The organism is Curvibacter fontanus (genome assembly GCF_054780335.1).
Map to the genome: position 1 here is coordinate 1 of NZ_BAAGWN010000038.1, position 24,826 is coordinate 24,826.

The 24,826-nt window shown below is 64.1% G+C and carries 25 protein-coding genes, 1 tRNA gene and 1 pseudogene; 8 read left to right on the forward strand and 19 right to left on the reverse strand.

Annotated features, from left to right (window positions below; genetic code table 11):
* Window positions 1–123: 123 nt before the first annotated feature.
* A pseudogene (locus ACYVH8_RS13480) lies at window positions 124–729 on the forward strand (site-specific DNA-methyltransferase); the annotation flags it as partial.
* Window positions 726–3,461, forward strand: coding sequence for a DEAD/DEAH box helicase (locus ACYVH8_RS13485; protein ID WP_460489331.1), 2,736 nt, complete (start codon window positions 726–728; stop codon window positions 3,459–3,461). The pseudogene ACYVH8_RS13480 and the gene ACYVH8_RS13485, both read left to right, overlap by 4 nt.
* A gap of 302 nt (window positions 3,462–3,763) precedes the next feature.
* Here the strand turns inward: ACYVH8_RS13485 and ACYVH8_RS13490 are convergent.
* Window positions 3,764–3,839 (reverse strand) — tRNA-Arg (locus ACYVH8_RS13490).
* A 193-nt stretch (window positions 3,840–4,032) separates the two neighbouring features.
* Here ACYVH8_RS13490 and ACYVH8_RS13495 point away from each other — a divergent pair.
* Complete coding sequence (locus tag ACYVH8_RS13495) at window positions 4,033–4,542, forward strand: c-type cytochrome (protein ID WP_460489332.1); 510 nt, start codon at window positions 4,033–4,035, stop codon at window positions 4,540–4,542.
* A 65-nt stretch (window positions 4,543–4,607) separates the two neighbouring features.
* Here the strand turns inward: ACYVH8_RS13495 and ACYVH8_RS13500 are convergent, their stop codons facing one another.
* Genes ACYVH8_RS13500 through ACYVH8_RS13515 form a run of 4 tightly spaced genes read right to left on the reverse strand, consistent with a single transcriptional unit; the run spans window position 4,608 to window position 9,419 of the window.
* Window positions 4,608–6,152, reverse strand: coding sequence for a class I adenylate-forming enzyme family protein (locus ACYVH8_RS13500; RefSeq protein ID WP_460489333.1), 1,545 nt, complete (start codon window positions 6,150–6,152; stop codon window positions 4,608–4,610).
* Complete coding sequence (locus ACYVH8_RS13505) at window positions 6,149–7,834, reverse strand: long-chain fatty acid--CoA ligase (RefSeq protein WP_460489334.1); 1,686 nt, start codon at window positions 7,832–7,834, stop codon at window positions 6,149–6,151. The genes ACYVH8_RS13500 and ACYVH8_RS13505 overlap by 4 nt, the downstream gene beginning before the upstream one ends.
* Window positions 7,835–7,885: 51 nt before the next feature.
* Window positions 7,886–8,440 carry a DUF2946 family protein gene (locus ACYVH8_RS13510; RefSeq protein ID WP_460489335.1) on the reverse strand — a complete coding sequence of 185 codons (555 nt, stop codon included), beginning with the start codon at window positions 8,438–8,440 and terminating at the stop codon, window positions 7,886–7,888.
* On the reverse strand, window positions 8,433–9,419 hold the full coding sequence (locus ACYVH8_RS13515) for a YheT family hydrolase (protein WP_460489336.1): 987 nt from the start codon (window positions 9,417–9,419) through the stop codon (window positions 8,433–8,435). The genes ACYVH8_RS13510 and ACYVH8_RS13515 overlap by 8 nt, the downstream gene beginning before the upstream one ends.
* 93 nt (window positions 9,420–9,512) lie before the next feature.
* On the opposite strand from ACYVH8_RS13515, the gene ACYVH8_RS13520 reads away from it, so the two are divergent.
* Window positions 9,513–10,040: a LemA family protein gene (locus ACYVH8_RS13520; RefSeq protein ID WP_460489337.1), complete on the forward strand. Its 528-nt coding sequence runs from the start codon at window positions 9,513–9,515 to the stop codon at window positions 10,038–10,040.
* A 75-nt stretch (window positions 10,041–10,115) separates the two neighbouring features.
* On the opposite strand, the gene ACYVH8_RS13525 is transcribed toward ACYVH8_RS13520, so the two are convergent.
* The 9 genes from ACYVH8_RS13525 to ACYVH8_RS13565 all read right to left on the reverse strand — a co-directional run bounded on the left by ACYVH8_RS13525 (window position 10,116) and on the right by ACYVH8_RS13565 (window position 17,334).
* Window positions 10,116–10,532 carry a F0F1 ATP synthase subunit epsilon gene (locus ACYVH8_RS13525; protein WP_057674112.1) on the reverse strand — a complete coding sequence of 139 codons (417 nt, stop codon included), beginning with the start codon at window positions 10,530–10,532 and terminating at the stop codon, window positions 10,116–10,118.
* A gap of 24 nt (window positions 10,533–10,556) precedes the next feature.
* On the reverse strand, window positions 10,557–11,972 hold the full coding sequence (atpD, locus tag ACYVH8_RS13530) for a F0F1 ATP synthase subunit beta (RefSeq protein ID WP_460489338.1): 1,416 nt from the start codon (window positions 11,970–11,972) through the stop codon (window positions 10,557–10,559).
* Between the two features lie 57 nt (window positions 11,973–12,029).
* Window positions 12,030–12,908 carry a F0F1 ATP synthase subunit gamma gene (atpG, locus tag ACYVH8_RS13535; protein ID WP_460489339.1) on the reverse strand — a complete coding sequence of 293 codons (879 nt, stop codon included), beginning with the start codon at window positions 12,906–12,908 and terminating at the stop codon, window positions 12,030–12,032.
* 69 nt (window positions 12,909–12,977) lie between these two features.
* Entirely contained in the window at window positions 12,978–14,531 is a 1,554-nt protein-coding gene (atpA, locus tag ACYVH8_RS13540; RefSeq protein ID WP_460489340.1) for a F0F1 ATP synthase subunit alpha, read from the reverse strand.
* Window positions 14,532–14,580: 49 nt separating this feature from the next.
* Window positions 14,581–15,111 (reverse strand): F0F1 ATP synthase subunit delta, encoded by a 531-nt coding sequence (locus ACYVH8_RS13545; protein WP_460489341.1) that lies wholly within the window; start codon window positions 15,109–15,111, stop codon window positions 14,581–14,583.
* Window positions 15,112–15,122: 11 nt separating this feature from the next.
* Window positions 15,123–15,593, reverse strand: coding sequence for a F0F1 ATP synthase subunit B (locus ACYVH8_RS13550; RefSeq protein WP_460489342.1), 471 nt, complete (start codon window positions 15,591–15,593; stop codon window positions 15,123–15,125).
* Between the two features lie 62 nt (window positions 15,594–15,655).
* Window positions 15,656–15,919, reverse strand: coding sequence for a F0F1 ATP synthase subunit C (atpE, locus tag ACYVH8_RS13555; protein ID WP_007830191.1), 264 nt, complete (start codon window positions 15,917–15,919; stop codon window positions 15,656–15,658).
* A 61-nt stretch (window positions 15,920–15,980) separates the two neighbouring features.
* Entirely contained in the window at window positions 15,981–16,838 is an 858-nt protein-coding gene (gene atpB, locus ACYVH8_RS13560) for a F0F1 ATP synthase subunit A (RefSeq protein WP_460489343.1), read from the reverse strand.
* 4 nt (window positions 16,839–16,842) lie between these two features.
* Window positions 16,843–17,334: an ATP synthase subunit I gene (locus ACYVH8_RS13565; RefSeq protein WP_460489344.1), complete on the reverse strand. Its 492-nt coding sequence runs from the start codon at window positions 17,332–17,334 to the stop codon at window positions 16,843–16,845.
* 193 nt (window positions 17,335–17,527) lie between these two features.
* On the opposite strand from ACYVH8_RS13565, the gene ACYVH8_RS13570 reads away from it, so the two are divergent.
* Genes ACYVH8_RS13570 through lipA form a run of 4 tightly spaced genes read left to right on the forward strand, consistent with a single transcriptional unit; the run spans window position 17,528 to window position 20,396 of the window.
* Window positions 17,528–18,433 (forward strand): D-amino acid aminotransferase, encoded by a 906-nt coding sequence (locus tag ACYVH8_RS13570; RefSeq protein WP_460489345.1) that lies wholly within the window; start codon window positions 17,528–17,530, stop codon window positions 18,431–18,433.
* Entirely contained in the window at window positions 18,430–18,717 is a 288-nt protein-coding gene (locus ACYVH8_RS13575; protein WP_460489346.1) for an HP0495 family protein, read from the forward strand. The genes ACYVH8_RS13570 and ACYVH8_RS13575 overlap by 4 nt, the downstream gene beginning before the upstream one ends.
* Window positions 18,717–19,400: a lipoyl(octanoyl) transferase LipB gene (gene lipB, locus ACYVH8_RS13580; RefSeq protein ID WP_460489347.1), complete on the forward strand. Its 684-nt coding sequence runs from the start codon at window positions 18,717–18,719 to the stop codon at window positions 19,398–19,400. Before ACYVH8_RS13575 ends, lipB begins: the two co-directional genes overlap by 1 nt.
* Before the next feature lie 9 nt (window positions 19,401–19,409).
* Window positions 19,410–20,396 carry a lipoyl synthase gene (gene lipA / locus ACYVH8_RS13585; RefSeq protein ID WP_460489348.1) on the forward strand — a complete coding sequence of 329 codons (987 nt, stop codon included), beginning with the start codon at window positions 19,410–19,412 and terminating at the stop codon, window positions 20,394–20,396.
* A gap of 23 nt (window positions 20,397–20,419) precedes the next feature.
* Here the strand turns inward: lipA and ptsP are convergent, their stop codons facing one another.
* From ptsP to ACYVH8_RS13610, 5 genes are all read right to left on the reverse strand, one after another.
* The gene (ptsP, locus tag ACYVH8_RS13590) at window positions 20,420–22,189 is read right to left on the reverse strand and encodes a phosphoenolpyruvate--protein phosphotransferase (RefSeq protein WP_460489349.1); all 1,770 of its coding nucleotides are present in this window, start codon (window positions 22,187–22,189) and stop codon (window positions 20,420–20,422) included.
* A 177-nt stretch (window positions 22,190–22,366) separates the two neighbouring features.
* The gene (locus ACYVH8_RS13595) at window positions 22,367–22,636 is read right to left on the reverse strand and encodes an HPr family phosphocarrier protein (protein WP_460489350.1); all 270 of its coding nucleotides are present in this window, start codon (window positions 22,634–22,636) and stop codon (window positions 22,367–22,369) included.
* A 25-nt stretch (window positions 22,637–22,661) separates the two neighbouring features.
* Complete coding sequence (locus ACYVH8_RS13600) at window positions 22,662–23,060, reverse strand: PTS sugar transporter subunit IIA (protein WP_460489351.1); 399 nt, start codon at window positions 23,058–23,060, stop codon at window positions 22,662–22,664.
* Between the two features lie 10 nt (window positions 23,061–23,070).
* The gene (locus ACYVH8_RS13605; protein WP_460489352.1) at window positions 23,071–24,291 is read right to left on the reverse strand and encodes an MFS transporter; all 1,221 of its coding nucleotides are present in this window, start codon (window positions 24,289–24,291) and stop codon (window positions 23,071–23,073) included.
* Window positions 24,288–24,803 carry a hypothetical protein gene (locus ACYVH8_RS13610; RefSeq protein ID WP_460489353.1) on the reverse strand — a complete coding sequence of 172 codons (516 nt, stop codon included), beginning with the start codon at window positions 24,801–24,803 and terminating at the stop codon, window positions 24,288–24,290. The genes ACYVH8_RS13605 and ACYVH8_RS13610 overlap by 4 nt, the downstream gene beginning before the upstream one ends.
* Window positions 24,804–24,826: the final 23 nt, after the last annotated feature.

Below are 24,826 nucleotides of genomic sequence, written 5' to 3' on the forward strand. Positions count from 1 at the left end.
TCTGAGCGAGCTGCACACGACCGCACGCAACAAGCTCAAGAGCGCGCAAAAGCGCCCCTCGATCATCGCCGCTTGCTGGATGCAGGCTACGCTGTGGTGATGTCATGAATTATGAAAGCCTCAATAAAGAAGGTCATAGACGACGAAGACCCGGGCGGCATTTCAAAGGCAGTTGGTTGGCAAGGCGGCGGCGGTTTTCGTTACTACAAGCTTGCGCCCAGCCTCATTGTTAGTGACCGCTGGGGCAACCCGGTCATAAATCCTGAATACAACGCCACACAACTAGCCGAGGCGCTGGCTAAACTGGAAGGCTTCACGTATGCCCCATCGGAAGTGCAGTGGTGGCAGCACGGCCATTCGAGTGAGCGTGACTTCCTTTACGTCACGACGCAAAACCTGTCAGCAGAGCAACTACAAGCGCTGTCCGATGAAGTTGGCGGCGAACAGAGTCTGCTCGTCTGCTGCGCAGCCTTCCATGGCGTCACGGCTGCACAGGCCTCCGCCCGTTGGCCGAACCTGACGCTGAAGAAGATTCCGAAGATGGTGCTAGCCCGCTGTGAGTGGGGCCATGACGACTACAGCCTCAACGTCGCCAATCTACCGATTGCGGAGAAAACTGAGCCGGCCGAAGCGCCTGTGCCAGCAACCGGTGCTGCGGCACGCAAAACCAAGAAATCCGCCGCCACGAACGTGGAGCAAGGCGGTCTGTTCGGGGAGAACGAAGAATGAATGCACGCGTCCAGAATGCCGTCGCCGGCAGACTGTCTCTGCGCCCACCACAGGCGGAATCCCTCGCCAAGCTGGTTCGCGCCATCGAAGCCGCGCCTGGGCTGCTCGGCCACGACCAAGATGTGGTGGCTATCCTTGCCACGCTCAAGGCTGAATTCCCGACGCTGGAGGACTTTGAACGCGAGTTCCCCTCGCTGTGCTTCTCGCTGGCCACTGGTGTGGGCAAGACGCGCCTGATGGGCGCGTTCATCGCCTACCTGCACCTGGCTCATGGCATCAACAACTTCTTCGTGCTGGCACCGAATCTGACGATCTACAACAAGCTGATTGCAGACTTCACGCGCAACACGCCGAAGTACGTGTTCAAGGGTATGGCCGAGTTTGCCCAGCAACCGCCGTTGATTATCACTGGCGACAACTACGACCAGACAGGTGCTGTTGTTCAGGACCAGACGATGGGCTTTGCGCACGACGTGCGCATCAACATCTTCAACATCTCCAAGATCAACTCCGAGGTGCGTGGTGGCAAGGAGCCCCGCATCAAGCGGATGCGCGAAGTGCTGGGAGACAGCTACTTTAACCACTTGGCCAGCCTGGACGATCTGGTGCTGCTGATGGACGAGTCGCACCGCTACCGCGCCAGTGCCGGGGTGCGCTCCATCAATGAGCTGAAGCCGTTGTTTGGACTTGAAGTGACGGCTACGCCTTTTGTGGAATCCACGCGAGGCCCCGTGCCCTTCAAGAATGTAGTAATGGACTACCCACTGGCGCGGGCGATGGAAGACGGCTTTGTCAAGGAGCCGGCCGCCGTTACTCAGCGCAACTTCGATGCCAAGGCTCATACGGCGGAGGAGATCGAAAAGATCAAGCTGGAGGACGGGGTTCGGCTGCACGAGAGCACTAAGGTCGAGCTGCTGACGTACGCCCGCGAGAACAACGTGAAGGTGGTGAAGCCCTTCATGCTGGTGATCGCCCGGGACACCACGCACGCAACGCAGCTCAAGGCACTGATCGAGTCCCCGGCTTTTTACGAGGGGCGATACGCCAACAAAGTGATCCAGGTGGACTCCAGCCGCACGGGGGCAGAAGAGGAGGAAATGATCTCCAAGTTGTTGGCTGTGGAAAGCGTGGACGAGCCCACCGAGATCGTCATCCACGTCAACATGCTCAAAGAAGGTTGGGATGTCACCAACCTCTACACCATCGTGCCATTGCGCGCGGCCAATGCACGCACGCTGATTGAGCAATCGATCGGCCGTGGTTTGCGCCTGCCCTATGGAAAGCGAACGGGCGTTGCTGCGGTGGATCGCCTCAACATCGTCGCGCACGACAAGTTCCAGGAGATCATCGACGAGGCCAATCGGGGCGACTCGCCAATACGGCTGAAGCAGGTGATCCTGGAGGCGCCCAGTGCAGACGACAAGAAGGTCAGCGTACAGGTCGGCTCTGGAGCGATGACTCGTTTGGGGCTAACCGAAGCGCCGACCGTTGTGACTGCCCCCGCCAACAGCGGCGCGGCTGCGGCACCTGCCGCGCCGGCGCCTGTGTTCACGACAGAGGGCGAGCGCCAGGCGGCGCGAATGGTGATGGAGGTGATCGCCAATTACGAGGTCAAGCGCGACTTGGTGCCCACCAGCAATGCGCTGCTTAAGCCGGAAGTGCAATCGGCCATCCTGGCCGAGGTGGCGGAACGGTTAAAGCCAACGCAGGGCAATCTGCTGGAGGGTGCTGATGAAAGCGCCCCTGCGCTAGATCTGTCCGCAGTGGTGGCCAAGACCACCGAGATCGTGGTTCAGCAGACAATCGACATCCCGCGTATCGCGGTGGTGCCCACTGGCGAGGTGACGACGGGCTTCCACCCGTTCAAGCTCGGCACCTTGCCAAACTTCCAACCGGGTCAGCGTGAGATCGTGGGCCAGGAACTGCGGACGAACGAGCAGTTCACTATGAGCCGTGAGGCCGGCGTGAAGGAGCAGCGTTTCGAGGACTACATCGTCAAGAAGCTGATCGACTTCGACGACATCGACTACTTCACCCAGTCGGAACTGCTCTACGACCTGGCCGGACAAGCCGTGGAGCACTACAAGGCTCAGAAATATTCGGAAGCCGAGCTTCACGAGGTGCTCGACACCTACGGCGCCGAGCTGGCCCGTTTGATCCATGCGGAGATGATGGCCCACTTCTGGGAGGAGGCTACGGAGTACGAGGTGCAGGTGAGCCGTGGCTTCACGGAGCTCAAGCCCTGCAACTACACGGCCGTGGCTGGCCAGACGGCGCACCACTACCGCGAGACGGTAACGGAACTGGGCAAGATCAAGCAGATGCTTTTCGGCGGTTTCGCGCGCTGCCTTTACCCGCTGCAGAAGTTCGACTCAGACACCGAACGACGCTTCGCCGTCATCCTCGAACGCGACGCGCTGAAATGGTTCAAGCCCGCCAAGGGGCAGTTCCAGATCTACTACAAACTAGGCACTGAGCAGCCGGAATACATCCCCGACTTCGTCGCGGAGATCGACACTAAGATCTTACTCGTCGAGACCAAAGCGCGCACTGACATTGACACGCAGGAAGTGCAGGCCAAGGCCGCTGCCGCGGTGCGTTGGTGCAAGCACGCGTCAGACCATGCGGCCTCCGTCGGCAGCAAGCCGTGGCACTACCTGCTGGTACCGCACGATGAGATTGCAGAATCAAAACGACTGAATGATTTCAGCCGGTTTGAATTCAAGATATAGCGCCGTCACAGTCCGCACGGTTTGTTCTTACCGCTCAGTAGGCTGGGGCTGGCAAATCGCGTTCACCTTCCGACTGGCGTTCCGCGTGGGCACAAGACCGATAGTCGATCTTTCGAATATCTGCTGAAGAACGTGTCCGAAATTGGCGCACAGGTGGCACACACAGGGCACAGAGTCAATGCACGGTGTGCGAACGACGATTGGTCCACCTTGTCGTTGCCCGAAAAACAGGCGGCAATATTACTGGCGGAATAGCAAAGCTTAACCGAATGTGATTGTTTGCTTACTCAGAATCCAAGATTTGGTGCGGCTGGCGGGGATCGAACCCACGACCCTTGGCTTCGGAGGCCAATACTCTATCCACTGAGCTACAGCCGCAAATCTGAAAAAAGACCAATACTCAATTGTGCACGGAACGCGGCGGTGACCATAGGCTTCGGAGGCCAATACTCTATCCACTGAGCTACAGCCGCATGCGGTGGAGCCTGGCATTGTAGGCGGTTTCAGCCTGGGCGGCCGTTATAATCAGCGGCTGATTTAGACCTACCCCATCAGGATTACCGAGGACACCATGAGCGAGCAGCATCACGAAGAAGACCACACCGGCCCGATCAAGACGCCCAAGCAGATGATGTGGCTGTCCATCTTCTCTTTCGTGGCCCCCGTCTTCATCATCATCGGCCTGGTGTTTTTTGTCACCTCCGACAAGAAGCCCGCTGCGGGTTCCAGCAATATGGAAAAGTCGGTGGCCGAGCGCCTGCAGAAGGTCGGCACCGTCGAGATCCGTGACGCCAATCGCCCCCTCAAGAGCGGTGAAGAGGTCTTCAAGGCCCAGTGCACGGCCTGCCACTCCACCGGTGCCGCTGGCGCGCCCAAACTGGCTGACAAGGGTGCCTGGGCGGCCCGCATCAAGACCGGCTATGACAAGCTGCTGACCTCCGCCCTCAAGGGCAAGGGTGCCATGGCCCCGCAGGGCGGTGGCGATCATTCCGACACCGAGATCGGCCGTGCCGTGGTCTATATGGCCAATGCCGGCGGCGCCAAGTTCGCCGAACCCAAGGCACCAGAAGCAGCCAAGTAATCGGCTCCCTGCCCCATGAAAAAAGCCGGTCGCTGACCGGCTTTTTTCATGGGCGCACACAACGCTCAGGCCCGGTACATCTCACGCAGTTCGCGCTTGAGCACCTTGCCGATGGCGCTGCGCGGCAGTTCGGCGATGTAGCGCAGGTCCGCCAGGCGCTGGGTCTTGCCCACGCGTCCATTGGCCCATGACTTCAGCGTCTCGGCCGCGAGCTCCTGCCCGGGCTGGCGCACCACAAATGCCACCGGCGTCTCGCCCCACTGCTCCGAAGACACGCCCACCACCGCCACATCGTGCACGGCGGGGTGCTGGCGCAGCACGGTCTCCAGATCGCTGGGGTAGATGTTGAAGCCGCCCGAGATGATCATGTCCTTGCGGCGGTCGAACAGGACCAGAAAACCCTCGGCATCAAAGCGCCCGACATCACCGGTGCGGATGAAACGCTTGCCCTGGGGGTCGAACCACTCGGCCTCGCGTGTCTTCTCGGGCTGCTGGTGGTAGCCCTTCATCATGCCGGGCGAGTGCCCCACGACCTCGCCTGCCTCACCGGCTGGCACCTCCTGCCCGGCCTCGTCGATCAGACGGATGTCGTGCCCCTGCGCCGGCTGGCCCACGGTGTGCAGCTTGTCCGGGTGCAGATGCGCCTCCAGGATGCAGGTGCCGCCGCCCTCGGTCATGCCGTAGAACTCCACCAGGCCACCGGGCCAGCGCTCGAGCACATCGGCCTTGAGCGCAGCGGAGAAAGGCGCGCTGGTGCTGAACTTCATCCGGAATCTCGACAGGTCGTGCCCCCCGAAATCGGGCCGTGCCATGAGGCGCTGGTACTGCACGGGCACCAGCATGGTGTGCGTGACACGCTCCTGCGCCGCCAGGGCCAGGTACGCCGCGGCATCGAACCTGGCCATCAGCAACACCGTGCCGCCATAGGCCAGCGTGGGGAAAAACACGACCAGCGTGGTGTTGGAGTACAGCGGCGTCGACAGCAGGGTCACCGTATTGGCCCCATAACCGTAGGTGGCGCCGCGCTGCACATGGGCCCAGCGCATGCCGTGCGGCTGCACGATGCCCTTGGGCTGGCCCGTGGTGCCTGAGGAATAGATGATGTTGAAGGGCCACTGGGCATCCAGCTGCACAGGCTGCGGCCGGCGACCGGGGGCGCCCAGCCATTGCGTCCAGGGCCGGCCCGCCGCCGCGTCATCCAGCGCGACACGCGGCACGGCGGCGGCCTGGCTGCCCAGCAGCTCTGCCACGCTGCGGTCGGTGAACAGCAGTTTGGCCCCTGCATCGTGGAGCATGCCGGCCAGGCTTTCGGCGGTGGAGCCAGGCGCCAGCGGTGCCACCACCACGCCCGCGCGCAGGGCGCCCAGGTAAGTCACCGCATAGGCGATGGAGGTGCCGGCGCAGATGGCGATGGCCTCGCCGGGCAGGACGCCATCACGCTGCAGAGCAGCGGCCACACGGTCCATGCGCGCATCGAGCTCCGCATACGTCAGGGACTGGCCATCCTGCACCAGGGCACGGCGCTGCGGCGCCTGCTCTGCATGCAGCTGGATCAGCCCGGTGATGGTGCCGAAGGGGGCGGCCAGCGCCTGTTCCAGCGGGGCATTCATTTGCGCGTCAGCTCCTGCTCCTGCAGCTCGCGCCACAGGATCTTGCCTGTGCCCGATTTAGGCAGGGCGCTTACGAACTCCACGATACGCGGGCTCTTGTAGGCCGCCATGTGCTCGTGCGACCACTGGATGATGTCCTGCTCGCTGACCTGGCCGCGCACCTCTTCCTTGAGCACCACCAGGGCCTTGACGGTCTCGCCACGTTTGACATCGTGTGCGCCGATCACGCAGGCCTCGTGGATGGCCGGGTGCTTGTACATCAAGGCCTCCACTTCGGCCGGCCAGACCTTGTAGCCCGAAGCATTGATCATGCGCTTGAGGCGATCCACCATGAAGAAATAGCCGTCCTGGTCCACATAAGCCAGGTCCCCAGTGCGCAGAAAACGCCGGCCCTCGATCTCGATGAAGGCCTGCTCCGTGGCCTGGGGCTGACGCCAATAGCCCTGCATGACCTGGGGCGCGTGCACCACGATTTCACCGGTCTCGCCGGCGGCCACTTCCTGCAGGGTCACCGGGTCCAGCACGCGCGCGTCCACGTCGTAGACCGGGATGCCCAGGCATTGCGGCTTGGGCCGGTGCGGCGGGTTGATGTGGGTGGCGGCCATCGTCTCCGACATACCGTAACCCTCCACATAATCCAGGCCCGTCAGGTCCTTGAGTTTCTTGGCGATGGCCTCGGGCATGGCCGCGCCGCCGCCGCGCACGCCCTGCAGACTGGACAGGTCGTACTCGCCCAGGCGCGGGTTGGACAGGAAGTCCACCACCATGGTGGAGATGGCCTGCCAGATGCCGATGCGGTGGCGCTGGATGCACTGCGCCGCCACATCGCGGTCCCAGCGCGAGAGCATCACGACGGTAGCGCCCGCGAAAAGCGGCCCGTTCATGCTGCCCGCCATGCCAGTGACGTGGAAGAAGGGCAGCACCGAAAGATAGACCGCGTCCTGCGTGCGGCTGAACCACTGCACGCCTCCCACCAGGGTGCTCATGACGCTGCGGTGCGTGTGCACGCAGCCCTTGGGCTGGCCCGTGGTGCCCGAGGTGTAGGGCATCACGCACAGATCGTCCGGCCCGGCGGTCAGCGGGCCCGGCCGCAAGTTCTGCTGCAGCATGTCTGCCCACAGGGTCACGCCCGGTGCGCTGATGGGCTCACGCGCTGCGGCCACGAAAGGCGGCAGCGTCAGATCCGTGGATTTGCTCAGGTAGTCGCTGTAGGCCGCCACCAGCACCTGCTGCAGACCCGGGCCTGCAGCTTCGCCCTGCAGGGGCGCCATCTGCGGGTACAGGTCCTGCGCCACCAGGGCCACGCGGGCGCCGCTGTCGCTCACATAGTGGCGCAGCTCCTCGGTGCGGTTCATGGGGTTGATGGGCACCACCACCGCGTTGGCACGCAGGATGCCGTAGTAGGCCAGCACCCACTGCGGGCTGTTCTGCATATAAAGCAGCACCCGGTCACCGGCCTTGACACCACAGGCCTGCTGCAACCAGCCGGCGATGCGTTCGCACTGGTCGTGAAACTCCGCGTAGCTCAGCGGCGTGTCGTAATAGACGATGCAGGGCTTGTCCGGGTAGCGCCTGGCCGAGACCTCGACGTTGTACCAGAGGTTGGTCTGCGGCAGGGTCAGCTGCCGGGGCAGGCCCGGAGGCCAGTGCGCGAAATGCCGGGTGTTGTGTGCCACTTGCATGGTGTCTCCTCGTCAGCCCCGTGCCCGCTCACGTGACGGGGGACGAGGGAATTATGGGCTCTTGCCCTGTGCCGGCCTGTCGCGCTGTGGACTGCGCACATAACCATACCGCCCGGGCAGGCTGGCCGCGGTCTCCTGCTCGGGCGACCACTGACCGGCTTCCACCCGTTCGGCCGCGCGCGCCACGTCCTGCGTGTGCACCAGGCCCAGGCCGCGTTCAGTCTGCAGATAGACCCGCCCCGACTCGTCCAGCACACAGCGCTGCACGGTCACCAACTCGCCGCTGTGCGCGCGCACTGTGCCGTCGTCCTCGATGCGCCAGATCCAGGGCGTGGCTTCGAGCTCCACGTAGACGCGTTGCGGGCCGTTCTGAAAGAACCAGTGCCCCTGTGCATTGGCCGCATAGTTGCGCTGGATGAAGTCGATCAGCTTCTCGTGCTTGAGCAGCGAGCCCTTGGCCCCTGGCAAACCGCTGTCAAAGGCGCCCGCCGCCTGGGCGCGATCATCGCGCATATACCAGTTGCCGCGCGCATCGAGCCCGAGCCAACCGTAGCAGTCGGGCACATTCGGCCATTTGGCCATGGCTTGGCGAACGATGTCATCCATGCTGTGGCTCCTTGATGCCCGCCGCCTGCAACAACCACGACCCCACAGCCTCGGGCATGGTGCGCACATGAGCAGGCCAGCGCCCGTTGGGAAATCCCACATGCCCCCCCTCCTCGGGCTGCCACAGGGTCACCCACTGCCCCACTTCACTGGAACGCGGCAGACTGTGGGCTGGCACAAAAGGATCGTTGCGAGCGTTGAGGGCCAGCGCCGGAATGCGGATGCGGTGCAGGTGCGGCTTGGCCGAGGCCCGTGCCCAATAGTCCTCGGTGCTCTTGAAACCGTGCAAGGGCGCGGTGAACAGATTGTCGAAAGTGTAGAGGTCGCGCGCGCGCTGCAAGGCTTCGCGGTCGAACAGACCGGGATGCTGATGCCACTTGGCCAGGGCCTTGGGTTTCATGCTGCGCAGGAACATGCGCGTGTAGACCTGCCGGTTGAAACCACGCCCGATGGCGTGGCCGCCAGCGGCCAGGTCCAGCGGGGAGCACACGCTGGCCACGGCGCTGACAACCGAGCCGGCCGCCTCGCCCAGCTCGCCGGCCCAGCGCATCAGCGCATTGCCGCCCAGCGAGATGCCCAGGGCCACGATGGGGCCGGCATGCCGGCTGCGCAACTGCCGCAGGATCCAGTCGATTTCCTGCCAGTCGCCCGAGTGGTAGGCGCGTGGTGCGCGATTGAGTTCACCGCTGCAGCCACGAAAGTGCGGCACGGCATAGGCCAGGCCGTTCTGGCGCGCGAAACCGGCGAAAGCCTCTGCGTATTGGCTTTGCGAGGAGCCCTCCAGCCCATGGAAAAGAACGAGCAAGGTTTTCCCCGCCGAACCCTGCAACCAGTCAACGTCGATGAAGTCGCCATCCGGCGTGTCCCAGCGCTCGCGCCGGAACTGCGGCTGTGGCCCATGCACACGGCGTGCATACAACGCCGCCCAGATGGTCTGCAGATGGCCACCGGGCAGCCAGAGGGGTGAGGTGTAGTTCATGCCAGATAAGTCCGATCGCCTGATTTTCCTCCAGCGCACCCGCCTTGGTTGTCGCCGGTGTATTCTTGCCACGCCCTTTTGATGGAGATCCCCATGCGGCCCTGCTCACTCGTCCTTCTGCTTTGCGTTTTCCTGTCCGGCTGCGGCTACCGTGACTTCCAGCAGCTCGATGCCGAGCGCCAGGCCGCCTGGTCGGCCTTGACGCCTCTGTACCAGCAGCGCACGGCCCTGGTCGCCAATCTGCTCAGCGCGGCCCGCGCCCTGCCCGGGCTCGACCCTGCCCTGCTGGCAGGCCTGGCCCAGGCCCGTCAGCAGGCTGGCGCGCAGCCCTCCGCGCCCGCCCTGCCCGATGATGCAGCGCAGTTGTTAGCCCACGCCGCTGCGCAAGCCGCGCTGACCGCCACCCTGGCGCCTGTCCTGCAGGCGGCTCGCCGTGCGCCCGGCCTGTTGCCCATGGTGGGCCAGTTCGAAGGCCTGGAGAACCGCATCACCGTGGCCCGCAACCGCTACAGCCTGGCCACCCAGCAGTACAACGCGCTGCTGGACAGCTTCCCTTCCAGCCTGACGGCCCGGGTGACGGGCCTGACGCCACGTCCCGCCCTGCCTGGCAAGCCGGTCTGAAAAGACAAAGGCCCTGCGTTCACACGACAGGGCCTTGCTTGCAGCGCGGCCATACGGACCGCGGCGGTACTGGGTTTACTTCTTCTGCAGGAACTTGCGAGCCGCCGCCATTTCGGCCACGGCGATGGCCAGCTCGGAAGTGGCGCGCGCGATATCGATCTCGCTCTTGGCGTTCTTGATCGCTTCTTCGGCGGCCAGCTTGGCTTCGTTGGCCTTCTCCTCGTCCAGGTCCTTGCCGCGCACGGCGGTGTCGGACAGGACGGTGACGCAGTCAGGCTGCACTTCGAGGATGCCGCCGGCGACGAAGACGAACTCTTCCTTGCCGTCAGCCATTTCGATGCGCACCGAGCCGGGCCGGATGCGCGTGATCAGCGGGGTGTGACGCGGGTAGATGCCGAGTTCGCCGGCTTCGCCGGGCAGGGCGACAAAACGCGCCTCACCCGAGAAGATGGCATCTTCGGCACTGACCACATCGACGTGGATCGTGTTCATGGTGACTCCGGTAGGCCCGCGGGATTAGATCTTCTTGGCTTTTTCGAAGGCGTCGTCGATGGTGCCGACCATGTAGAAGGCCTGCTCGGGCAGGTGGTCGCACTCGCCGTTGACGATCATCTTGAAACCACGGATGGTTTCCGACAGGGGCACGTACTTGCCCGGGGAACCCGTGAACACCTCGGCCACGTGGAAGGGCTGCGACAGGAAACGCTGGATCTTGCGGGCGCGGGCCACGGTCAGCTTGTCTTCCGGCGCCAGTTCGTCCATGCCCAGAATCGCGATGATGTCACGCAGTTCCTTGTAGCGCTGCAGCGTGCCCTGCACGGCGCGGGCCGTGTTGTAGTGCTCTTCACCGACGACGTCGGGCGACAGCTGGCGGCTGGTGGAATCCAGCGGATCCACGGCGGGGTAGATACCCAGCGAGGCGATGTCACGGCTCAGCACCACGGTGGAGTCCAGGTGGGCGAAGGTGGTGGCGGGGGACGGGTCGGTCAGGTCGTCGGCCGGCACGTACACGGCCTGGATCGAGGTGATCGAGCCGACCTTGGTGGAGGTAATGCGCTCCTGCAGACGGCCCATTTCCTCGGCCAGCGTCGGCTGGTAGCCCACGGCGGAAGGCATACGGCCCAGCAGGGCGGACACTTCGGTACCGGCCAGGGTGTAGCGGTAGATGTTGTCCACGAAGAACAGCACGTCACGGCCTTCGTCGCGGAAGGACTCGGCGATGGTCAGACCGGTCAGGGCCACGCGCAGACGGTTGCCCGGGGGCTCGTTCATCTGGCCGTAGACCATGGCCACCTTGGATTCGGCCAGGTTGTCGAGCTTCACGACGCCGGAGTCGGCCATCTCGTGATAGAAGTCGTTGCCCTCACGGGTACGCTCGCCCACGCCGGCAAACACGGACAGACCCGAGTGCGCCTTGGCGATGTTGTTGATCAGCTCCATCATGTTCACGGTCTTGCCCACGCCGGCGCCGCCGAACAGGCCGACCTTGCCGCCCTTGGCGAACGGGCACACCAGGTCGATCACCTTGATGCCGGTTTCCAGCAGCTCCTGCGAGGGGCTCAGTTCGTCGTAAGCCGGGGCCTTGCGGTGGATCGACATGGTCTTCTCGGCATTCACCGGACCGCGCTCGTCGATCGGCGCACCCAGCACGTCCATGATGCGGCCCAGGGTGGCCTTGCCCACCGGCACCATGATGGGCTTCTCGGTGTTCTGCACGATCATGCCGCGGCGCAGGCCGTCGGACGAACCCAGGGCAATGGTACGCACGATGCCATCGCCGAGCTGCTGCTGCACTTCCAGCGTCAGGGACGAACCGTCCATTTTCAGTGCGTCATAGATGCTGGGCATCTTGTCGCGGGGGAACTCGACGTCCACCACGGCGCCAATACACTGAACAATTTTTCCCTGCACTTGCGAGTTTGCTTGAGCCATTTTTCGCTCCAAAAATTTGAATCTTTAACGTACCAAAGGTCAGACCGGAGAGCTGTTTTAAACAGCCGCCGCACCCGCCACGATTTCCGACAGCTCTTTCGTGATCGCCGCCTGACGTGTCTTGTTGTAGACCAGCTTGAGTTCACCGATCACGCTGCCTGCGTTGTCGGTGGCAGCCTTCATGGCCACCATGCGGGCCGACTGCTCCGAGGCCATGTTCTCGGCCACGGCCTGGTAAACCAGCGCCTCCACGTAACGCAGCAGCAGTTCGTCAATGACGGCCTGAGCATCGGGTTCGTAGATGTAGTCCCAACCATGCTGGGGACCGCTGGCTTGCGCCTCGGCCTCCATCTTGGCGGCTGACAGCGGCAGCAACTGGGTGACCACCGGCTCCTGCTTCATGGTGTTGATGAACTTGGTGTAGCACAGGTACACCGAATTCAGTTCACCACGCGAGTAGGCGTCGAGCAGCACCTTGACCGGGCCGATCAGCTTGTCCAGATGCGGCGTGTCACCGAGTTGGGTCGACTGCGAGACCACCTTGGCGCCGATGCGGTTGAGGAAGCCCAGCCCCTTGTTGCCTATGGCCACCGCCTGCAGGCTGACGCCCTCAGCCTGCAGCTCGCGCAACTTGGTGGTCACGCCGCGCAGCACGTTGGTGTTGAGACCGCCGCACAGGCCCTTGTCGGTCGTCACGACGATCATGCCGGCCGTCCTGGCATCGTTCACCTGCATGAACGGATGCGTGTACTCCGGGTTGGCCTTGCCGAGATTGGCGGCAATGTTGCGCACCTTCTCGCTGTAGGGGCGAGCAGCGCGCATACGCTGCTGTGCCTTGCGCATCTTGGACGCGGCCACCATTTCCATGGCCTTGGTGATCTTCTTGGTGTTCTCCACCGATTTGATCTTGCCGCGTATTTCCTTACCTGCTGCCATAAATGTTCCTAGTCAGTCGAGGACAGAGCTTGCGCTTCGCTTCCGTTCCGTCCCGCAAAGTTTTAGGTTTTAGGCGAAGGTCTTCTTGAACGCTGCAATCGCAGTGCTCAACTCGGCTTCGGCATCCTTGTCCATGGCCTTGGCTGCTTCCAGCTTGGCCAGCAGCGCGGCATGCTTGTCCTTGAGATAGCCGTGCAGGCCATGCTCGAAGGGCAGCACCTTCTTGACTTCGATGTCGTCCAGGAAACCCTTGTTGACGGCGAACAGCGAGGCGGCCATCAGGCTGATGGACAGCGGGCTGTACTGGGCCTGCTTGAGCAGTTCGGTCACGCGGGCGCCGCGGTCCAGCTGCTTGCGGGTGGCCTCGTCCAGATCCGAAGCGAACTGCGCGAAGGCAGCCAGCTCACGGTACTGGGCCAGGTCGGTACGGATACCGCCGGACAGGTTCTTGACCAGCTTGGTCTGGGCAGCACCACCGACGCGCGACACCGAGATACCGGCGTTGATGGCGGGGCGGATACCGGCGTTGAACAGGCTGGTTTCCAGGAAGATCTGGCCGTCGGTGATCGAGATCACGTTGGTCGGAACGAAGGCGGACACGTCACCGGCCTGCGTCTCGATGATCGGCAGCGCGGTCAGCGAACCGGTCTTGCCCTTGACGGCACCCTTGGTGAAGGCTTCGACGTAGTCGGCGTTCACACGAGCGGCACGCTCCAGCAGACGGCTGTGCAGATAGAACACGTCGCCGGGGTAGGCTTCGCGGCCCGGGGGGCGGCGCAGCAGCAGCGAAACCTGACGGTAGGCCACGGCCTGCTTGGACAGGTCGTCATAGACGATCAGGGCGTCCTGGCCGCGGTCGCGGAAGTACTCGCCCATGGTGCAGCCGGAGTAGGCCGACACGTACTGCATGGCGGCGGACTCGGAGGCGGTAGCGGCCACCACGATGGTGTAGGCCATGGCGCCGGCCTGTTCCAGGGCCCGCACCACGTTCTTGACGCTGGAGGCCTTCTGGCCGATGGCGACATAAACGCAGGTCATGTTCTGACCCTTCTGGTTGATGATCGCGTCGATGGCCACGGCGGTCTTGCCGGTCTGGCGGTCGCCGATGATCAGCTCGCGCTGGCCGCGACCGACCGGCACCATGGCGTCGATCGATTTCAGGCCGGACTGCATGGGCTGGTCCACCGACTGGCGGGCGATCACGCCGGGGGCGACCTTTTCGATCACGTCGGTCATCTTGGCGTTGATCGGGCCCTTGCCGTCGATGGGCTGACCCAGGGCGTTGACCACACGGCCGATCAGCTCGGGGCCGACCGGCACTTCCAGAATACGGCCCGTGCACTTGACGGTGTCGCCTTCGGAGATGTGCTCGTACTCGCCCAGAATCACGGAGCCGACGGAGTCGCGCTCGAGGTTCAGGGCCAGGCCGTAGGTGGGCTGACCATCCTTGCCGGCCGGGAATTCGAGCATTTCGCCCTGCATCACGTCGGACAGGCCGTGAATACGGCAGATGCCGTCGGTCACGGACACCACGGTACCCTGGTTGCGGATGTCGGCGCTGGCAGACAGGCCTTGGATCCGGCTCTTGATCAGTTCAGAGATTTCTGCGGGATTGAGTTGCATGACTCTTTCCTTCTTTCCTAGGTTGGGCTGACAGCTCGGGCGGGATGCCTCAGGCCGTGAGAGCCACTTTCATTTGTTCCAGACGGGCCTTGACGGAAGTGTCGAGCACCTCGTCACCGACCACCACGCGGATGCCACCGATCAGTTCGGGTTGCAATTCGACGGACACGTTCAGCTTGCGGCCGAAACGTTTTTCCAGCGTCGCCCTGACATCGCCCAGCGCAGCGCCATCAATGGCAAAAGCGCTGTACACGACGGCATCCGAAGAACCACTCTGGGCGTTCTTCAGGGCGCGAAACTGGGCGGCGATCTCGGGCAGCACGCTCAGGCGACCGTTGTCGATGACGGTGCGCAGAAAGTTCTTCGCAGCATCGTTCAGGGAGGCCTTGGCCACCCCGGCGATCACGTCGAAGACCTGCTGGGCCGTCGCATTCGGGTTGTCGGCAAACTGCTGCAGTTGCGGATTGCCCGCAATGACAGCCAGCTCGTCGACCCAGACTGCCGTGCCGGCCAGATCAGCCGAGGCAGCCTTGAACAGCGCTTCAGCGTAGGGACGGGCAATGGTGGCAAGTTCAGCCATGGGAGTCCTTCTTACAGCTCAGTCTTCAAACGACCCAGCAGGTCCGCGTGGACGCCGGCGTTGACTTCCTTGCGCAGGATCTGCTCGGCGCCCTTGACGGCCAGTGCGGCCACCTGCTCGCGCAGGGCCTCACGCGCCTTGACGGTCTGCTGCTCGGCGTCGGCCTTGGCGGCGGCCACGATCTTGTTGCCCTCTTCGGTCGCCCGCGTCTTGGCTTCTTCGATGATGGCCTGGGCGCGACGCTCGGCGTCGGCCAGACGGGTGGCCGTCTCGTTGCGCGTCTTGGCCAGCTCGTCTTCCACGCGCTTGTTGGCGGCGCTCAGCTCGGACTTGGCCTTGTCGGCAGCGGCAAGACCCTCGGAGATCTTCTGTGCACGCTCATCCAGCGCCTTGGCAATCGGGGGCCACACAAACTTCATCGTGAACCCGACCAGGATCAGGAACACGATCATCTGAATGATGAGGGTACCGGTAATGCTCATGTTTCATCCTTCACCCTGACGCACCCATGCGCGCCGGGGAATGTTTTAGGTCTGGAGGATGCTTACTTCGGCAGATTGGCGATCTGGGCCAGGAAGGGGTTGGCAGTGGCGAACCACAGCGCGATACCGGTACCGATAATGAAAGCAGCGTCGATCAGACCGGCCAGCAGGAACATCTTGGTCTGCAGTTCGCCCATCAGTTCGGGCTGGCGAGCGGCGGACTCAAGGTACTTGCTGCCCATGATGCCGATACCGATACAAGCGCCGACAGCACCCAGACCAATGATCAGGCCAGCGGCCAGAGCGACAAAGCTGATAACTTCCATGATGACTCCTAGAGGACTTGGTTAAAAAGAAAAGGAAAAACGAAAAATATTGCAGCCGGACTCAGTGTGCGTCGTGCGCCTGGCCGATGTAGACCAGGGTGAGCATCATGAACACAAAGGCCTGCAGCGTGATGATCAGGATGTGGAAGATCGCCCACGCGGAGCCTGCAATGATGTGGCCGACCGCCAGGGCAATGCCGGTGGCCGACAGGGACCAGGCGCCACCCATCAGGGCGATCAGCATGAAGATCAGTTCGCCGGCGTACATATTGCCGAACAGTCGCATGCCGTGCGAAACGGTCTTGGCCACGAACTCGATGATCTGCATCAGGAAGTTGAAGGGCCACAGCAGGGGGTGCGAACCGAAAGGGGCCGTGAACAGCTCGTGGATCCAGCCGCCAGCGCCCTTGATCTTGATGTTGTAGTACAGGCAGATCAGCAGCACGGCCAGCGACAGACCCATGGTGCCGGACAGATCGGCCGTGGGCACGGACCGCAGGTAGGCATGGTGCGGATCATGTCCCGCCGCCTCATAGATCTGGCCCCAGATCCAGGGCAGCAGGTCCACTGGCAGCAGGTCCATGGCGTTCATCAGGAAAATCCAGACAAACACCGTCAGGGCCAGGGGCGCCACGAACTTGCGGCTGTTGGCGTTGTGCACGATGCCTTTGGCCTGGGCGTCCACCATCTCGACCAGGATTTCCACCGCAGCCTGAAAACGGCCGGGCACGCCCGAGGTGGCCTTGCGCGCGGCCAGCCAGAGCAGCCAGCAGCCCACCACACCCAGGAGGGTGGAGAAGACCAGGGAGTCGAAATTGAAGACAGAGAAGTCGGCTACCGCCTTGGGCGCCTGGTTCTGCAGGTGTTGCAGGTGGTGAACGATGTATTCACCTGCGGTCGGTCCGGTTTCAGCACTCATCTGATTACTCGTCTTTTTGTTTCACGTTCCGGGGCGCGAACTTCAGCGCAACCCAATACACCTTCAACGCCAGCACCAGGCCCACCAGCAATGCCGGCCAGCTCAGCGCCACCACCAACCCGGGCGCGGCAACCAACATTGCCAGCGTCAAGGCCAACTTGACCATTTGCCACACCAGGAAGCCCATGGCTGCCGTCTTCGGATTCACCGAAGACAGGCGACCGGTCAGTCCCCGTGCGAACACGGCTGCCGGCAGCACAACCGCCAGCGCACCATATGCAAGAGACCAGGCCACCGAAGGTGTACCGGTCAGCAGCCAGGCCAGCAAAGCCGCCACAGCCCCGACCACCACCTGAGTCAGCACCACCCACCAGGGAGACACCGATGGATTGCGCTCCCGCAGCACTTGCGCCTCTTGGGCGCTCAGCGGCGTGAAGTCCGACTCCGCAGCCTCGTCTTGCGCGCTACCCCGCCGTTCTGGTGTTATTTTCGACATGTCAAATCACACCCGGATCCAGCCTGGACAGCGCAACAAAGCCTTAGATTATACGTAGAAACCCGCCCTGCCCGGCCATTTCCTGACTAGAACTATAAAAAAGTGCCCCCATGTGTGTCAGCCACCGGAGCGGCGCCCCGTCAAGCCCGCGGCCATGCCCGGGCCGCCCCCGCCGTGCTGCGATAATTTCACCATGCCCACACCCGCCCTCCCCGCTCTGCCTTGCCACTTGAATGGTGAGTACACACTGCTGCCCGATGCAAAAGTCAGCGTCATGGACCGTGGCTTCATCTTTGGCGACGGCGTCTACGAAGTGGTCCCGGTCTATGGCCGCTGCCTGTTCCGCTTCGAGCAGCACATGGCCCGGCTGGACCGCAGCCTGGCCGAGTTGAGCATCCCGAATCCTCACACGCGCGCCCAGTGGCGCGAGATTGCCGAGCGGCTGGTGGCCGACTACGCACACAGCACCGGCGAGGACCCGGAAAAGCTGACGCAGATGGTCTATGTCCAGGTCACGCGCGGCGTGGCCATGCGCGACCATGCCATGCTGCCTGGCCTGACCCCCACGGTTTTTGTCATGACCAACGTCATGAAGCCCCCCGCCGAGACCCAGCGCCGCGAGGGCGTGGCCTGCGTGACGGCCGAGGATTTCCGCTGGCAGAAAGCCCATATCAAGAGCACCAGCCTGCTGGCGGCCGTGCTGGCGCGCCAGATCAGCGTGGATGCCGAGGCCACCGAGACCATTTTGTTCCGGGACGGTTTCCTCAGCGAAGCCGCTTCCAGCAACGTCTGGATCGTCAAGGGTGGCGTGGTCTTCGGCCCGCCCAAAGACCACCTCGTGCTCGAAGGCATACGCTACGGCCTGCTCGAAGAGATCTGCGGCACACACGGCATCCCTTTCGAACTGCGCCGCATCTCCCGCGAGGAGGTGCTGGGCGCGGACGAGGTCTTGCTGAGTTCAGCCACCAAGGAGGTGCTGCCTGTGACCCGTATCGACGGCCAGCCCGCGGGGAACGGACAGCCCGGCCCCGTCTACGCCCAACTTTATGCCGGCTACCAGGCCGCCAAGCTGCAGGCCCGCCTGCGCCGCCCCGCATGAGCCTCCAGCCCCCCAGCCCCTCGCGCGCCGACACCCTGATCGAGTACCCCTGCCGCTTCCCCATCAAGGTGATGGGCGCCAAGGCCGAGGGTTTTGTGCATGCCATCACCACCGTCGCGCGCCAGTTCGACCCTGGCTTCGATGCTTCCACCATCGAACTGCGCGAAAGCAAGGGTGGCAACTACCTGGGCGTGACCATCACCATCAACGCCACCAGCCGCGAACAGCTCGACGAGCTCTATCGGACCCTGTCCACCCACCCCATGGTCAAGGTCGTGCTCTGATGGAGGTCCGTCTGCTCGGCCGGGTGGACTATGCGCCGACCTATACGGCCATGCGGGACTACACCGCGACGCGCACCGCCGACACACCCGACGCGCTCTGGATCTGCGAACACCCGCCCGTCTACACCCAGGGCCTGGCCGGCCAGGCCGACCATGTGCTGATGCCGGGCGACATCCCGGTGGTGGCCACCAACCGGGGCGGCCAGATCACCTATCACGGGCCCGGCCAGATCGTGGCCTACCCCTTGATCGACCTCAAGCGCGCGGGCTACTTCGTCAAGGAATACGTCTACCGCATCGAAGAGGCCGTGATCCGCACCCTGGCCCATTACGGCGTGACCGGTCACCGCGTGGCCGGTGCGCCCGGCATCTATGTGCGCCTGGACGACCCGCGCGGTCATGCCCCCCTGCCCCAGCGCCCGCAGCAGGGCAAAACCGGCGGCACGCCCGATTTCACGGGCCTGGGCAAGGTCGCCGCCCTGGGCATCAAGGTCAGCCGCAACTGCACCTACCACGGCCTGGCGCTCAACGTGGCCATGGACCTGGAACCCTACACGCGGATCAACCCCTGCGGCTACGCCGGGCTGCAAAGTGTGGATCTTTCTACAATCGGGGTTCCCGCTGATTGGGCCGACGTGGCCCATGTACTGAGCCACAAGCTCCAGAACCATCTCCAGCCCTGAAGGCAAGCCATGAGCACCCCCACCACCGTGCGCGAAGCGCAAAGCGTCGAGACCTACGACCCGGCCGCCAAACAGAAGGCCGCCGCCAAGCTCTCGCGCATCCCCGTCAAGGTGGAAGCCGGGGAGGTGCTCAAGAAGCCCGACTGGATCCGCGTCAAGGCCGGCTCGCCGAGCACGCGCTTCTACGAGATCAAGGACATCCTGCGCACGAACAAGCTCGTCACGGTCTGCGAGGAAGCCAGCTGCCCCAATATCGGCGAATGCTTCGGCAAGGGCACGGCCACCTTCATGATCATGGGCGACAAGTGCACGCGCCGCTGCCCCTTCTGCGACGTCGGCCACGGCCGCCCCGACCCGCTGGACGTCAACGAGCCCGCGAACCTGGCCAAGACCATCGCCGCGCTCAAGCTCAAGTACGTGGTGATCACCAGCGTGGACCGTGACGATCTGCGCGACGGCGGTGCCGGCCACTTTGTCGACTGCATCCGCAAGACACGCGAACTCTCGCCACAAACACAGATCGAGGTGCTGGTGCCCGATTTCCGCGGCCGCGACGACCGCGCACTGGAGATCCTCAAAGCCGCGCCGCCGGACGTGATGAACCACAATATGGAAACCGTGCAGCGCCTGTACAAGCAAGCCCGCCCCGGCAGCGACTACCAGTTTTCACTGAACCTGCTCAAGAAGTTCAAGGCCCTGTTCCCCGAGGTGCCGACCAAGAGCGGCCTGATGGTGGGCCTGGGCGAGACCGACGAGGAAATTCTCGAGGTGATGCGCGACATGCGCGCCCACAATATCGAGATGTTGACCATCGGCCAGTACCTCGCGCCATCGACGTCGCACCTGCCTGTCAAGCGCTATGTGCACCCCGACACCTTCAGGAGGTTCGAGGAAGCGGCCTACAAGATGGGCTTCACGCACGCTGCCGTGGGCGCCATGGTGCGCTCCAGCTACCACGCCGACCAGCAGGCCCACGCCGCCAGCCTGGCGCGCTGAAGCCGGCCCGACCTTTCCTCCGATCAGCAGCCCATGGCCGCCGACGGCTCGTCGGCGTTCAGCACCGTCTGCGCCCAGGGCTGCAGGCGGTTGGTGTCGGCGCGCAGCACCTCCTGCTTGACCGCCAGGATCTGGGCCGGATGCATGGAAAAACTGCGCAGGCCCAGGCCGAGCAGCAGCCGTGTCATGGCCACGTCACCGGCCATCTCGCCGCAGACACTGACGTCCTTGCCCTGCGCGCGGCATTCGGCAATCGTGTCGGCCAGCAGTCGCAGGACCGCGGGGTGCAGGGGATCGTAGAGATGCGCCACCGACTCGTCGGCACGATCGATCGCCAGGGTGTACTGGATCAGGTCGTTGGTGCCGACCGACAGGTAGTCGAAATGTTTCAGGAAAGTCTTGAGAGTCAGCGCCGCCGCCGGGATTTCGATCATGGCGCCCAGCAGCACCGGCCCGCAGGGGAGGCCCTCGCGCTGCAGCTCGGCGCGCGCCTGTTCGACCAGGGCCACCGTCTGACGGATCTCGCTCAGGTGCGCCAGCATGGGGATCAGCATCTTGACCGGCCCGTGCGCGGCAGCACGCAGGATGGCGCGCAGCTGGGTCAGGAACATGGAGGGGTCGGCCAGGCTCCAGCGTATGGCACGCAGTCCCAGGGCCGGGTTGAGGTGGTTGCCTTCGATGACGGTGCTGTCCATCGGTTTGTCGGCGCCGATGTCCACGGTGCGGATGGTGACCGGCAGCCCCCCCATGCCCTCGACGGCACGGCAATAGGCCCGGTACTGCTCCTCCTCATCGGGCAGGTGCCCGTGGCGCCCCATGAAGAGGAATTCGCTGCGGAACAGGCCGACGCCGACAGCGCCGGCCTTCATGGCGGCATGCGCGTCTTCGGGCATCTCGATATTGGCCAGCAGCTCGACCTTCTCGCCGTCCAGCGTGACGGCCGGCGTGTCCAGCAGCCGCCCCAGGCGGCTGCGCTCCAGATCGAGCTGGCGCTGTTTGTACTGGTATTCGGCCAGGATGATGGGCGAAGGATCGACGATCACCACGCCGGCATCACCGTCGATGATGACCCAGTCGTCCTGGCGCACCAGCTGGCTGGCCGTGCGCGCGCCCACCACGGCCGGGATGTCCATGCTGCGCGCCACGATGGCGGTGTGCGAGGTCTTGCCGCCGACGTCGGTGACAAAACCTGCGAACAGGCCCTGTTTGAACTGCAGCATGTCCGAAGGCGAGATCTCGTGCGCGATCAGCACCAGCGGCGTGTCCGTGTCCTCCAGCTGCAACTCCGCCGAGGACGTCTTGCGGGTAGCGGCAATGCCCGCGGGCAGGCCGGAGGTGGTCTGGCCCAGCATGGCGCGCAGAACCTTTTCGGTGATCTGTTCGAGGTCGGCCTTGCGCTCGCGCAGATACTCGTCTTCCATCTCGTCGAACTGCCGCGCCACCATCTCCAGCTGGGTGGTCAGCGCCCATTCGGCGTTGTAGAGCCGGTCGCGGATCCAGTGCTTGACGCCGCCCACCATCTCCTCGTCCTGCAGCAGCATGAGGTGCACGTCGAGCAGGGCCCTCAGTTCATGCGGCGCGTCCTTGGGGCCCAGCTGCGAGATGGTCTGCTGCAAACGATGGAGCTCGTCGACCACCGCGTCGCGCCCGCGCCGCACACGCTCGATCTCGCGCTCCACTTGGGCGGGCTCGATGAAGTAATGCGCCACGTCCACCCGGCTGCTGGCCACCAGCACAGCCCGCCCGATGGCGATGCCGCGTGCGACTGCGAGTCCGTGGATGGAGAAGGTCATGCCGCCCACCTTACTTGTTTCGCCGCCGGACCGTCCCAAGGCGAAACGCGGCACCCTCGGGGCTCACGCCTGCGGCTCTCGGCCTGCCCGCGCAGGCCGGGACAGGCGGAAGAGACGCTGCGTCTTGCGGCGCCATGTCCAGGGAGCCACGCGCAGCGGGCGACTGTGGGGGTCATATCACTCGCCTTCGCCGAACTTGTCGTTGATCAGCGCGAGCAGCGCGTCCACGGCTTCCTGGGCACGCTCGCCCTGGGCCTCGATCTCGACCGCGCTGCCCAAACCGGCTGCCAGCATCATCACACCCATGATGCTTTTGGCATTCACGCGCCGCTCGCCGCGCGCCAGCCAGACCTCGCAGGGGAAGCTGCCGGCCATCTTGGTGAGTTTGGCCGAAGCACGGGCATGCAGCCCGAGCTTGTTGCTGATGGTGGCATTGGCCTTGATCATTCTTTGGGCTCCCGCTTCGTATCGTTCAAATCGTTTCGCTCGCCTTCACCTGCAGCACACCCTGGGTACCGCCTTGCAGGGCACGCGCCATCAGTTCTTCCAGCGGTTCGTGCTGGTAGGTCACGGCACGCAGCACCATCGGCAGGTTCGCGCCAGCCAGCAACCGTGCCTGGCGTCCCTCCTGCAATTGGCGCGCCACATTGCTGGGCGTGGCGCCCAGCACATCGGTCAGCAGCAACAAGGGCGCCCGGCCCAGGACTTCGATCGCCTGCCGCGCCTGCGCCACGCTCAGGGCCACCGGCGCATCCGGCAGCACATCCACGGCCACCACGCCCCCCACCCGCTCGGGAAACACGTGGGCCACGCACTGGCGCAGCGCACTGGCCAGCGGGGCGTGGGCGATGATCACGATGCCATTGTTCATGCTGGCCTGATTATGTCTTTTTCGCCATCAGGAAATAGAGGTAGGACAACAGGTTCAGCAGCAGGAAGACGCCCAGCGCGCCCTGGAAAGCCTGCGCCTGCGCCCAGCCCTGCGCGACAAAGGCATCGATCAGCAGGCCGATGCCCCACTGCACCACGAACACGCCGGCAAAGATGACCAGGTTGTAAGCCGACAGAGCCCGCCCGGCCAGCTCGGCGGCGAAGGCCATGCCCACGGCCGGTTGCGCCAGCGAGAGAAAAGTGGAGCTTACGCAGAACAAGGCCCACAGCAGACCCGCATGCGTCGCAGCCGCTTCACCGGCGACCACGATGACCGCCAGCGCGAGCAGACTCAGCGGCGTGCCCCAGGTGATCAACTGGCTGGTCTGCACACCGCGCCGGCTCAGGCGCGGGATCAGCAGGCCCCAGGACCAGAAGGCGACCAGCATCGTGACATTGATCCAGAACAGACCGGTCGCGGCCTGCACGGGCGTGTAGCCGCCGACCCGGATCATCCAGGGCACGGCCCACAGGGTCTGGATGGCAACCATGCCGCCGTAATTGAAAAATCCCAGCGGGGTAAGGCGACGGAAATAGGGATGGCGCCAGACCTCCGCATAACTGCCCGCCGCTTTGCCTGCGTCAGCGCCGTCTGCCGCCTTTTGCCAGCGCGGCACATGCCAGGCGATGACAACCATCGACAGCAGCAGCAGAGCCGCCAGCCCCCAGAACAGCGGTCGCCAGCCATAGACCGGCAACAACCACTGCACCGGCAGCGTCGAGGCCACCATGCCCATGGAACCCGTCATGAGCATCCAGGAGTTGGCCCGCAGCTGGCTGACCGGATCCAGCCAGCGCCTGAAACCGGTCAGCGGCGCCATCAGGCAGGCGGCCAGACCGACCCCGCAGAGCACCCGCGCCAGCAGCAGACCGACCAGGCTCGTGGCCTGTGCAAATGCCAGACAACCAGCGACGGCCACGGCCAGGAAACCCAGGATGACGGTCTTCGGCCCCTGCCGGTCCAGCCAGCGCCCCAGGGGCAGTTGCATGGCGGCAAACCCGAGAAAGTAGCCCCCGGCCAGCAAGCCGAGGTCGCGCGCCTGCAGTGAGAACTCCTGGGTCAGCTGCGGAGAGAGCGTGGCCGTGATGGAGCGGATCAGGGCCGAGAAGAAATAGGTGAAGGCGAAGGCCAGGAACACCAGCACGGCCGCACGGCGACTCAGGACGCTCATGGCAGCTCCAGACCACCGAAGAAGGGTTCGCTCATCTCGGTGCTGATGCGTTCGGCGTAGACGACGGCGTGGTACAGGCGCGTGCCGCGCACGAACCATACGGCCTGTGCCGCCACCGGGCGGCCGTCGGACCCCGCCCCTTGCGCACTCAGGCGCACGGGTGCCAGCGTGGCACTCGCGCCCTTCAACCTCCAGGCGCTGTTCGATGCGCTGACGGCCTGCATATTGCCCAGCAGATTGGCCTGCCATTGCACCTGGACGGCCAAGGCTTGCCCTCCGTCTGCAAGATCGGCCACGGATACGGCGTACAGGGCGCCCCCGGCCTCGCAACCCAGCATGTGAACTTCAAGCTCGCGGCCCGCCAAGCTCTGGCGCCGGCTGCCCTGGTCGGGCTTGCAGGGCAGCATGGCTTGGAGATCGCCGCCGGCTGGCCGGACTTCGCGCCAGTTGAGGGAGGGGCTGCAGGCAGCCAGCTGGGCGCAAAGACCCAGAAACAGGAAACATCGGTGCATCCGGGGATTATCCTTGCCGATAC

What these genes read in the sequence shown, in the direction of transcription:
- atpE (WP_007830191.1), bottom strand. Translation starts at nt 15,919, where the DNA reads ATGGAAGTTATCAGCTTTGTCGCTCTGGCCGCTGGCCTGATCATTGGT.
- ACYVH8_RS13565 (WP_460489344.1), bottom strand. Translation starts at nt 17,334, where the DNA reads ATGTCGAAAATAACACCAGAACGGCGGGGTAGCGCGCAAGACGAGGCT.
- atpB (WP_460489343.1), bottom strand. Translation starts at nt 16,838, where the DNA reads ATGAGTGCTGAAACCGGACCGACCGCAGGTGAATACATCGTTCACCAC.
- ACYVH8_RS13505 (WP_460489334.1), bottom strand. Translation starts at nt 7,834, where the DNA reads ATGCAAGTGGCACACAACACCCGGCATTTCGCGCACTGGCCTCCGGGC.
- ACYVH8_RS13570 (WP_460489345.1), top strand. Translation starts at nt 17,528, where the DNA reads ATGCCCACACCCGCCCTCCCCGCTCTGCCTTGCCACTTGAATGGTGAG.
- atpG (WP_460489339.1), bottom strand. Translation starts at nt 12,908, where the DNA reads ATGGCAGCAGGTAAGGAAATACGCGGCAAGATCAAATCGGTGGAGAAC.
- ACYVH8_RS13575 (WP_460489346.1), top strand. Translation starts at nt 18,430, where the DNA reads ATGAGCCTCCAGCCCCCCAGCCCCTCGCGCGCCGACACCCTGATCGAG.
- atpD (WP_460489338.1), bottom strand. Translation starts at nt 11,972, where the DNA reads ATGGCTCAAGCAAACTCGCAAGTGCAGGGAAAAATTGTTCAGTGTATT.
- ACYVH8_RS13595 (WP_460489350.1), bottom strand. Translation starts at nt 22,636, where the DNA reads ATGATCAAGGCCAATGCCACCATCAGCAACAAGCTCGGGCTGCATGCC.
- ACYVH8_RS13550 (WP_460489342.1), bottom strand. Translation starts at nt 15,593, where the DNA reads ATGAGCATTACCGGTACCCTCATCATTCAGATGATCGTGTTCCTGATC.
- ACYVH8_RS13495 (WP_460489332.1), top strand. Translation starts at nt 4,033, where the DNA reads ATGAGCGAGCAGCATCACGAAGAAGACCACACCGGCCCGATCAAGACG.
- ACYVH8_RS13545 (WP_460489341.1), bottom strand. Translation starts at nt 15,111, where the DNA reads ATGGCTGAACTTGCCACCATTGCCCGTCCCTACGCTGAAGCGCTGTTC.
- ACYVH8_RS13500 (WP_460489333.1), bottom strand. Translation starts at nt 6,152, where the DNA reads ATGAATGCCCCGCTGGAACAGGCGCTGGCCGCCCCCTTCGGCACCATC.
- ACYVH8_RS13515 (WP_460489336.1), bottom strand. Translation starts at nt 9,419, where the DNA reads ATGAACTACACCTCACCCCTCTGGCTGCCCGGTGGCCATCTGCAGACC.
- lipA (WP_460489348.1), top strand. Translation starts at nt 19,410, where the DNA reads ATGAGCACCCCCACCACCGTGCGCGAAGCGCAAAGCGTCGAGACCTAC.
- ACYVH8_RS13525 (WP_057674112.1), bottom strand. Translation starts at nt 10,532, where the DNA reads ATGAACACGATCCACGTCGATGTGGTCAGTGCCGAAGATGCCATCTTC.
- lipB (WP_460489347.1), top strand. Translation starts at nt 18,717, where the DNA reads ATGGAGGTCCGTCTGCTCGGCCGGGTGGACTATGCGCCGACCTATACG.
- ACYVH8_RS13520 (WP_460489337.1), top strand. Translation starts at nt 9,513, where the DNA reads ATGCGGCCCTGCTCACTCGTCCTTCTGCTTTGCGTTTTCCTGTCCGGC.
- ACYVH8_RS13600 (WP_460489351.1), bottom strand. Translation starts at nt 23,060, where the DNA reads ATGAACAATGGCATCGTGATCATCGCCCACGCCCCGCTGGCCAGTGCG.
- ACYVH8_RS13510 (WP_460489335.1), bottom strand. Translation starts at nt 8,440, where the DNA reads ATGGATGACATCGTTCGCCAAGCCATGGCCAAATGGCCGAATGTGCCC.
- ACYVH8_RS13605 (WP_460489352.1), bottom strand. Translation starts at nt 24,291, where the DNA reads ATGAGCGTCCTGAGTCGCCGTGCGGCCGTGCTGGTGTTCCTGGCCTTC.
- ptsP (WP_460489349.1), bottom strand. Translation starts at nt 22,189, where the DNA reads ATGACCTTCTCCATCCACGGACTCGCAGTCGCACGCGGCATCGCCATC.
- atpA (WP_460489340.1), bottom strand. Translation starts at nt 14,531, where the DNA reads ATGCAACTCAATCCCGCAGAAATCTCTGAACTGATCAAGAGCCGGATC.
- ACYVH8_RS13485 (WP_460489331.1), top strand. Translation starts at nt 726, where the DNA reads ATGAATGCACGCGTCCAGAATGCCGTCGCCGGCAGACTGTCTCTGCGC.
- ACYVH8_RS13610 (WP_460489353.1), bottom strand. Translation starts at nt 24,803, where the DNA reads ATGCACCGATGTTTCCTGTTTCTGGGTCTTTGCGCCCAGCTGGCTGCC.